6 protein-coding genes and 1 pseudogene are annotated in these 7,522 nt (G+C 63.5%); 2 read left to right on the top strand and 5 right to left on the bottom strand.

Features of this window, described 5'->3' with window-relative positions; all coding sequences use genetic code 11:
* Positions 1–178: 178 nt before the first annotated feature.
* The 3 genes from AO501_RS08910 to AO501_RS08900 are packed head-to-tail and all read right to left on the bottom strand — an operon-like array spanning position 179 to position 3,940.
* A complete protein-coding gene (locus tag AO501_RS08910) occupies positions 179–616 on the bottom strand; it encodes a DUF6262 family protein (protein WP_055577386.1) in 438 nt (145 codons plus the stop codon).
* Positions 606–2,783 (bottom strand): tyrosine-type recombinase/integrase, encoded by a 2,178-nt coding sequence (locus AO501_RS08905; protein WP_055577387.1) that lies wholly within the window; start codon positions 2,781–2,783, stop codon positions 606–608. The genes AO501_RS08910 and AO501_RS08905 overlap by 11 nt, the downstream gene beginning before the upstream one ends.
* Before the next feature lie 50 nt (positions 2,784–2,833).
* A complete protein-coding gene (locus AO501_RS08900; protein ID WP_055577385.1) occupies positions 2,834–3,940 on the bottom strand; it encodes a site-specific integrase in 1,107 nt (368 codons plus the stop codon).
* 50 nt (positions 3,941–3,990) lie between these two features.
* Here AO501_RS08900 and AO501_RS08895 point away from each other — a divergent pair.
* Positions 3,991–4,326: pseudogene (locus tag AO501_RS08895) on the top strand (IS256 family transposase); the annotation flags it as partial.
* A 267-nt stretch (positions 4,327–4,593) separates the two neighbouring features.
* On the opposite strand, the gene AO501_RS40675 reads toward AO501_RS08895, so the two are convergent.
* Positions 4,594–4,848: a DUF732 domain-containing protein gene (locus AO501_RS40675; protein WP_419775668.1), complete on the bottom strand. Its 255-nt coding sequence runs from the start codon at positions 4,846–4,848 to the stop codon at positions 4,594–4,596.
* 485 nt (positions 4,849–5,333) lie between these two features.
* On the bottom strand, positions 5,334–6,896 hold the full coding sequence (locus AO501_RS35250; RefSeq protein WP_082658491.1) for a serine/threonine-protein kinase: 1,563 nt from the start codon (positions 6,894–6,896) through the stop codon (positions 5,334–5,336).
* Between the two features lie 343 nt (positions 6,897–7,239).
* On the opposite strand from AO501_RS35250, the gene AO501_RS08885 reads away from it, so the two are divergent.
* Positions 7,240–7,503 carry a hypothetical protein gene (locus AO501_RS08885; protein WP_055577382.1) on the top strand — a complete coding sequence of 88 codons (264 nt, stop codon included), beginning with the start codon at positions 7,240–7,242 and terminating at the stop codon, positions 7,501–7,503.
* Positions 7,504–7,522: the final 19 nt, after the last annotated feature.

Below are 7,522 nucleotides of genomic sequence, written 5' to 3'. Positions count from 1 at the left end.
GTCGACGATCTGGACACCCTGCTGGAGTTCTACAAGTACCCCGCAGAGCATTGGATCCATTTGAGGACGACAAATCCTATTGTTATCTGGAGCGCTGCGCGCGATAGGGGCTGTGAGCTGCATGTTTGTTTCGCGGAGGGTGTCTACGACGCGGCGGGCAGTCAGTGCCGGTCGTTGGTTAGCACGACGCGATCGTTACCGAATCGCGATGTGCCGGCTGCTCTCTTGGCGAGATTCGGCTGTTGTCGCGGTTGTGGCCGAGGGCGCAGGCGAGCTGGCGGCGTAGCCGCTGGTTCTCGTCGACGAGTTCGCGGTTGCGGCGGTTGGCGATCTCCAGGCGCAGGCGCAGGGAGTCATCGCTGGCGCGTTGCCGGGCAGGCAACGCTGTGCTGGGTTCGGGCCGGCGCTGGGCGCGAAGCCGGCCGATCTCGTCTTTGAGGTCGGCCTGGGTGTAGATCCACGAGCGGGAGACACCGGCGTGGCGGGCGATGGATTCGAATGTCAGCGCGGCGCCGTTGCGGTCGAGTTCGTGCATCGCCGCGATCGCCTTGGCGCGGGTGTGTTCGTGGCGCTGTTGGGCTGCTCTGATGAGGTGGATGCTGTTGTTAGTCGGCATGTTTGGCCTTCTCTTGTTCTGGGTTGTCGAGGGTAGTGATGATGTTGTCTAAGTTGCGTAGAACTTGGCGGTTCATCTCGGCGATTCGTTGTTGTCCGCGGGCTTCGGCGGCGGTGATCAGCTGCAGGGTCTGCTGCCGCTGCTGGCGGTGCTGGGGCAGGAACTCACCGGTGGTTAGGAACATTGGGCAGGTCAGACACGCGTTGGCGTGCGGGCAGCTTTGCTGCACCGGTAGCCCGCAGTAGCCGTTGGGCAGGGCCTGGGTGGCGCGGCCGAGGCGCTGTTTGGCCCAGGCGGCCTCGGCGATCGGCCCGGAGGGGTCGAAAGTGATTGTGGCGCCGTGGATATCGACCTTACGGGCGGCCTCCCAATGGCGGCGCACGGTAGTGTCGTGCAGCCGGGCGTAATGCCCGGTCATCTGAGCAGAATCGTGGTCGAGGATGCGTCGCACGACCTCTTGGGGAACGTCGCGGTTGATCAGCCGAGTGCCCAGGGTGTGGCGCCACTGGTGCGGGGTCAGATGCACTTGCTCGCCGTGCTCGTCACGGACGTCGCAGACCGACAGCCAGCGCAACAGTGCCATCCGGTAGGTGGGGCTGCCGATCGGGTGGGCGCCGTCAATGTTCTTCGTCGGCCGCGGGAACAACCCCGGCGTGCCTGACGGCCAGCGCTGTGCGGTGCAGATGCGATGTGCGGCGATCAACTCGCGCACCTGCTCGTCGATGGGCACCAACGCATCCCGTTTCATTTTGTGGTTGAGGTAGCGCAGATACGGTGCGCCTTCGGCGTCGGTGACGACACAGTCGCTGCGCAGCCGCAGCGCGTCGGTGATCCGCAGCCCGCAGCGCATCAGGATGATCGTGATCAACCTGTGGGCCGGGTCGGCGAAGCGGGCGAGGTTGTGTGGGTCTTCGAGCTGGGCCATGACGTGTTCGGCCAGCGCCCGCGGCAGCCGTTCTTCGCGTTTGGGGTAGTCCTCGGGAAAGAACATCGCATCGGCGGGAAGAGCCGTGTCCCAACGGTGTTGGCGGACGGCGGCGAAGAACCGGTTGAGCAGCCCGATGTGGGCGCCGCGGCGTTGAGCACGAAGGGAATCGCCGCGCAGGTCGGCGAGATAGCGTTCCAATACGGATCGGTCGACCTGGTCGATGCGCTCGACCCCGATGTCGGCGAGGAACCCAGCGAAGCGGGTGAGCACCACGACCGGCCGGCCGCCGCCGGCTTCCAGGCCCAGCCCGGTCGACAGCCGCCACCGCACCCACCGTTTCGCCAGATCCCGCAGCCACGGCTGGCCGATCCCGGCGAATCGCAGCGTGCGGTCGCCGTCGTGGCCGAGGCGGCGCATCCGCCAGACATCGCGCGGATACTCAGCCTCCCACCCGCCGGCCTCGGCCAGATCGGCGATCACCCGGCAGGCGTAGCCGAGGAACCCGCGGGCGCAAGAGTCGTTGATCGGCAACCGCGTCCGCTCATGCCAGTCGTCTTCGTCGTGGTCGAGCAGCGAGCCCACGCCCGCGTCGGCGAGTGTCCGCACCGCACGCATAACTACGTCAGGGGTGAGCTTGCCTTGGCGGTCGTCGTGGCGGCGTTGCAGCACGTACTGCATCTCCAGCTTCAGCTGACCGGTCAGCCGGTCGAGCCGGATCACCTCGCCGGCCAAGGAGGTGATCGTGGCGAAGCGGTCGGCGAATTCGTCGATGTCGGGTCGCCCGTTCACTTTCCAAGTGTTGGTGTGGGTTTGGCAGAACGGCGAGGTCGCCTGCGGCCAGAGCTCGCAGTGCGGGATGCGGCAGGTCGCGCCCGCGGCCGGCCGCTTGAACGGCTGCGGTTCAGCCAGCCACGCGTCCAGGTCGGGCCGGCCCGCCCGTTCCCATCGTTGTGCGTGCAGCCCGCACATGCCGCCGCGCGCAGAGCCGTAACCACAGCCAGGCACTCGGCACTGTTGGTTCGGTTGTTGCCGCCGCCAGCGCGAATCAGTCGATGCGGCAAACCGATCCAAGTCCGGGCGTCCCTGGTTGTTCCATCGCTGCAGATGCCCTTGACACAGGCCGCGGCCGCGGGCGGCTCGCTCGCACCCGGAGACCCGGCACTCGGCCGTACCGAACACCGGGTCCTCGGGCGCGAATTCCATCACGTCATTGCGGAATTCGCTGCGCACTGCGGCCATCAGCTTGCCCAGCAGGCCCGACGAACCGGCAGGTTTCAGCGATGGCGCGGTCACAGCTGCACCTGCCCGTCGGTGAACCAGCCAGCCTGCTCCAACACCCGCCGAGCGTCCTCAACGGTGAGGTGCCCGTACGTCGCCGAGGTCGTGACCACGTTCGCATGCCCGAGCAGATGCGCGACCACCTCGATCCCGACGCCGTCACGCAACAGCCGGGTCGCCGCCGTGTGCCGCAGCCAGTGCGGGTCGAAATCGATCCCGGTCCTGCGGCGCAGCCGCCGCACCAGGTCATACGCCGCGCCATAGGTCAGCGGATACCCGCGCGGGTGTCCCCACAGGTTGACGAACACGTAGTCACTATCCAGGTCGCCGTACTCGGCATGCAGATAGTCGGCATACAACCGGATCAACTCGTTGCTGACCGGGATCGTGCGCGCGGTCGGCGACTTGGTGCGAGCACCGTTGACGTTCTCGCGGCGCCGCACCGTCACCTCACGCTCGGCGGCGGCGATATCGTTGTGCCGCAACCCCAGTGCCTCACCGATCCGCATCCCGGTGTCATACAGCAGCGCGAACAGCAACCGGTCCCGCAGCCGGTCGCAGCCGTCCAAGACTCCCTGCACCTCGGCCGGAGAAAGCACCCGCGGCAGCTTCTTGGGCGCCTTCAACGCGATCACCCGCCGCGGCTTCGGCGCGCTCTTGCTGATGTGATGCAGAAACGGCTTCCAGCCGCCACGACCCCCGCCGACTTGCCACGATGTCAGCAGTTCGCCGACATTCACGCCGTCGCGCGCGGCATAGGTGTAGAACGCCCCGATCGCCGAAAGCTTGCGGTTCACAGTCGATTCCGTGCACTGATGCGGCACCGACGGCAACGCCGCGACACGTCCATCACGCGCCACCAGCGGCAATCGCAGCCAGGCCACGAACTCGCCGACATCGTCGAGCCGAACGCCCCGCCAGTCCAGCCCACGCTCGGCCAAGAAGCCGAACCAGTCCTTCAGATCGTGCGCGTAGGCCTTGACCGTGTTCGGCGACCGCTCGATGTCGGTCAGATACCCGAGATACCGGTCGACCGCCGCGACCGGAGCATCGTCGTCACCGAGAACCGTCCACGACTCACGCGACGAGACCGGTGAGATGACCCGCGCAACGTGCATCGTCCCTCCGCAGGCTCTGCCTCCTAGACGACTGCAGATAACCACGTCCAGCACGCAGAATCAGCGACCCCGACTCCGCGTGTCGCACATCGAAGACACCGACCGAGGGACTCCAGATAACGATCGAAAGCACTTTTGCCACCGTGCGACTTCGGACGAAGGTCACCAAGGGGCCGGGATCACGCGCGGCCGGTATTGCCATGGCCTACAAGCTGATCGATGCCGCACAGGCCCGCTGGCGGGCCGTCAACGCCCCACACCTGGTCGCCCTGGTCCGCGCCGGTGCGGTCTTCCACAAGGGCAAGCTACTCGAACGGCCCACCGACATCACCCCACCGACACCGCCCTCAAGCGGTAGCCAGCACACCGAAACGGAGGTCGCCTGAAACCCCCGATCCACAGGTCTTGACAATTTCTCGCATCCATTGCACCAATGGCCCAATTACGTCGGCGGACAGCGCCTATGGCTCCATGGCGATTTTCAAGCCTTCTGCGCAGCCCCGCATAAAGTCATCGCGGTCCTTACACGAGCGCACAAGACGAGGCTATTGCAGTGCACGCGCAACTCGCTGCCATGCCATTGCGAGCCCGAGGTGGCTCTTTGGAGATCTCGCATGGTATAACCCCATGACAAATTGCAACGACCTGCACTATCAATGACGCGGCCATGTAGCACTAACAGCTTGGTAGGTCCACGGGCAGTAAGCCGTCGCAGCTGCCCTCATCGTTGTAGAGATGACGTGAATTGAGTCGTCTGCACCGAAAATTGAGTCCGCCACGGCCGCAGGGGCAGTTCCCCTATCAAGCCGGTCGCATATGGTTACACCAATTGTTCTGTTACGCAATTGGGCTTGGCGATCGTGTACTAGCGACTCGCCCATCACGCCGTTATCGGCGAGATACTGCATGTACGTCGTGTCAGGGTCCGTGACGCCGGGAGGTCCAACGATGCAATCATCATTCTGCCCGAGATACGTGCCGCTGCCACATTGGGGCGAACCGACAGCTCGCGCGGGAAAGCAGGCTAGTGCGCACGCCGCAAGCGCTGCTGCGATTAGGAGCGCAAAACGCCTCACGCAAGTGACTCTACCTAACGGGCACGAACTGCTCGATCGACGCCGAAGTGGACATGCAATGACAACAGCCCGCCATAGTCGCCACGAGCCTGGGGCGGACGGTCGCTGGTGGTAGTTGAGGATTCGTGGACCGCTCGGTAAACAACTGGGCGCCGGCCGCTGCCGCTTCGCGCCCTACAGTCCCGGTCCTTTGGCGAGGGAGTAGCGCAATTCAATGAGTGGTTCTGAGAAAGCGACGCGTCACTGGTCGCAAGAGCGCTCGGGCGATTCGCCAGCGACTGACCGCGAGCCTCGCTGCACGGTAGGATCAGAAATGATCAGAAGCAATATGGCCTGAGAGCATTCCAACGTAGCGAAGGCAGGCCGTTGTACTTCTCCGCTACAGGACCACCGTCATACTCAAGAAACGGTGGCGGCGGTGATGTCGGGTAGGCGACGATGAGCTGGGTGTAAAAGCGAATTCCCAGGGGACAACTCGGGTCCGTCGAAGCCGCAGGTCCTGAAAAGTGCACCTCCACTGGATATCTCGCCAACTCACCTGTCGCACAATTCGGTGTGCAACCCTTGATAGCTTCGACACCCGTACCGTCTGCTGCGTCGAGACCCCAGTCAGTCCAGGTCAGATTCTCGAACCAGTGGCCCTTACAAAGAAGTCCTCCTGACGAAGGTTTCGCCGCAATCCGAGTACCGCTGTAACAAAAGGGAAGCGCCGTCTGCAAGGCTGCCCCAGGTTCTGCCCTAGCGGAAGTCGGGGTCGGTACAACCGTCGACGAAAGTAGCGTCGTTGTTGGTGTTCGTCCTGTAGTCGCGTAGGCGGACACCGAAGGAAAGACGCTGGAAGTCGCAGTTGCAGAACCGGACTCGCGGCCCTCCCACGGGCGAGCGGTTAGCGTGAGCATACTGGCGAAAAGAATGACTGCGAGTACGGCGGCGGCAATCGCCCACCGACGGGACAACAAATTGATGGTGCCACGTCGAGGTCGCTGCGGTACGTGCGCAGGCCGCGTTGATGCCGACGCTGAGGCTCCCCCCGAAGCCGAACCAATCGCCTCGGTTAAGTCACGCGCAAAATCAGAGCAACGCTGAAATCGGTCGATGGGATTTCTGGCCAGAGCAACGGCGAGAATCGGGTCGAGCTGGGCCAGCTCTGGGCGCGTCTCCGACAGCGCTGGCGGCTGGCAATTCAGATGCCGACTGATCACTACTGCGGGATTCGAATGCGGGTAGAGCTGAGATCCGGTCAGAAGGTGGTACGCGGTTGCCGCCAGCGCGTACTGGTCGACAGTGGCGTCAAGGTCCTCGCCCAACAACTGTTCTGGTGCGCAGTAAGCCACCGTGCCTACCGTCATGTTGGTCGCGGTGAGACCGCTGATTTCGTCAACGTTGCGGGCAATCCCGAAGTCAGCCAGAAGGATTCGTTGCTCGCCGTCATATTCACGATGAGTCAACATTATATTGGCGGGTTTGACGTCTCGATGCAGAAGACCCTTTTTGTGGGCGTAGTCGAGGGCACCAGCGACCGCCGTGATGATGCGGGCGACTTCCTCCACCGGCATCCCGGACGGGTACCGATCGCCCAGAAGGCGAGCTCCATCGAGCCCGTCGACAAAGTCCATCGAGATCCATAACTGGCCATCGTGCTCACCACGGTCATGCACACCCACAATGTGTGGGTGCCAAAGCGTCGAAGCGAGATCGGCTTCCCTTGTAAAGCGAGCCCTGTACTCGGCGTCGGCTGACCACTCGCGCGGAAGCAGCTTTAAGGCGTCCCGCCGAGGAAGCCGTGGATGCTGTGCTAGGTAGACCTCACCCATTCCGCCAGACCCGAGCATTCGGATGATCTTGTATCCGGCGAAGGTCTCACCGTTCATCAACGGCATGCGGCGAATAGTACCCAGGTTGGGTCGGGTCGAAGCCTTTGCAGTGATGATCCGTCAAGGCCCTCGGAGACGCATTTGACAGAAAAGTGCGCAGCGAATGGCCTGAGCGCGACCACGCCAGCATCGTGACCGCCCTTACTCGCGGGCCTTACGGTGCCAGCCAGAACACGGCCAGGTGCCCCCTTTGCGAGCCGGGCGGCGCTACCTGCAAAAGGCGGGTGTCAGTCCGCCGGCGCTCTCCTCAACTTCGATCAGTCGGGCAGGACTCAACACAGATACATACCAATTCACACCTGCAGTTGAGGGAAAGCTTCCTGTCGGGCTCGGTGCCTACGCTCGGTGCATGGTTCGTGAACATCACCAGTGGCTCGCAGACGTCAACGACTGGATCGTCGAGACCTATCGACGCGAGCAGGCTAAGTCTCGGCAGCCGAGCAACATCCAGGAGATCGGACACAGTAACGAGTCGCTCTGGGACGAAGTGCTGACCGAATGGCTCCCGGCGCAGTACGAGGTGCAGAAGAACAAGTACTTGCTGCTCGAAACTAGGGTGGCGTCCGTAATCCGGTGTAAATGGTCCTTCGGAGCTTCTGGCTTCGGTGGGTGATGTTACGCCGTTGCGCTGA

The sequence above is a fragment of the Mycobacterium gordonae genome, from assembly GCF_001417955.2.
GTDB classification, from domain to species: domain Bacteria; phylum Actinomycetota; class Actinomycetes; order Mycobacteriales; family Mycobacteriaceae; genus Mycobacterium; species Mycobacterium gordonae_B.
This window is presented reverse-complemented; position numbering and strand designations above follow the sequence as displayed.